This is a genomic window from Sphingomonas sp. S-NIH.Pt3_0716 (genome assembly GCF_003950715.1).
GTDB lineage: Bacteria > Pseudomonadota > Alphaproteobacteria > Sphingomonadales > Sphingomonadaceae > Sphingobium > Sphingobium yanoikuyae_A.
The window spans coordinates 1-1,035 of sequence record NZ_QLJK01000111.1; the positions used below are offsets into that span (position 1 = coordinate 1).

At 56.8% G+C, this 1,035-nt stretch carries 2 protein-coding genes and 2 pseudogenes; 3 read left to right on the top strand and 1 reads right to left on the bottom strand.

What is annotated here, in order from left to right:
- From BRX37_RS26260 to BRX37_RS26270, 3 genes and pseudogenes are all read left to right on the top strand, one after another.
- Nucleotides 1-125 (top strand): annotated as a pseudogene (locus tag BRX37_RS26260) (IS5/IS1182 family transposase); the annotation flags it as partial.
- A gap of 38 nt (nucleotides 126-163) precedes the next feature.
- Nucleotides 164-310, top strand: coding sequence for a plasmid mobilization relaxosome protein MobC (gene mobC / locus BRX37_RS26265; protein WP_206434239.1), 147 nt, complete (start codon nucleotides 164-166; stop codon nucleotides 308-310).
- A complete protein-coding gene (locus BRX37_RS26270; protein WP_125990369.1) occupies nucleotides 307-939 on the top strand; it encodes a relaxase/mobilization nuclease domain-containing protein in 633 nt (210 codons plus the stop codon). The genes mobC and BRX37_RS26270 overlap by 4 nt, the downstream gene beginning before the upstream one ends.
- Here BRX37_RS26270 and BRX37_RS27160 read toward each other — a convergent pair.
- Nucleotides 924-1,035 (bottom strand): annotated as a pseudogene (locus tag BRX37_RS27160) (IS630 family transposase); the annotation flags it as partial. The gene BRX37_RS26270 and the pseudogene BRX37_RS27160 overlap by 16 nt on opposite strands.

Consider the following 1,035-nt stretch of genomic DNA (forward strand, 5'->3'; position numbering starts at 1 on the left):
TCTCCAAGCTGAAGCACTTCCGCCGGGTCGCCACCCGTTACGATAAGCTCGCCGCCAACTTCCTCGCCATGATCCAGCTCGCCTCAATACGGCTGTGGCTTCGGGCTAATGAGTCTACGGCCTAGTTCGGCAGTCGCACACTCAACTGCTACCTTCGCGTCAGTTGGTCCATGATGTTCGGCGCATCGGCCAGAACATCAATCAGATCGCACGTCATGCGAATACCGCGCGTTCCGTCCAACTGCTCGACGAGCTAGAATCTGCATATGCTGACTTGCTCGCTGCCGTCCGTAGGATGCTTGCGTCATGATTCCCTCAGTCACTTGGGGGCGAAACTTCGCCGGCCTGGAGACCTATCTCATCCACGATCGTGATCATGAGATCCTGGAGCTGCGAGAAGTCTCATCGCTGCAAAATGCATCTGCCGAAATGGCCCTGGTCGCTGAACAGGCGCCTCGGGCTAAAGCGGTCGTGATGCACATCTCGCTTTCCGCAGCTCTCGAGGATGGCCGGCTATCCGATTCAACGTGGAGGCAGGTAATCGGTGATGTGCTCGACGAGTTTGGCCTTCGCGGTCACCAGCTGGTTGCAGTTCGCCATCGCGATAAAGGCTATGACCACATCCACCTCATGATCTGTACGGTGTCGCCACTGACGCTTCAAACACCACCCAAGCAACTCTTTCTCGCCCCGCATGCCCGAGTAAAAGGGGTCGCGTCTTTCGCGCTGAAAAGAAACGAGGTTGAGCAACTGCCTGCGGCTGATGTCGTCAAGCGCTCCTTCAATCAGTTTGCGCTTTTCCGGCTGCAAGACCTTTGCCGTTATATCGAGAAGCGATACAGCCTTCGTCAGCTGCGGACCCATCTCGAAATGGATGGAGGACGGCAGCGCGGTCCGTCGCGTCGTACTAGAGCGGTTTCCATTCATTCCGGTTCATAGCCGCATGATTTGAAGTAGTTTGCACATTCGTCGGGCTTGAAGATATCGACGAGCCTGCCGATCAGGTCCCACAGGCCGCTGACGGTGCGCTCTCCT

Bases quoted from the DNA above. Each gene is read 5' to 3' on its own strand.
- BRX37_RS26270 (WP_125990369.1), top strand. From the start codon at position 307: ATGATTCCCTCAGTCACTTGGGGGCGAAACTTCGCCGGCCTGGAGACC.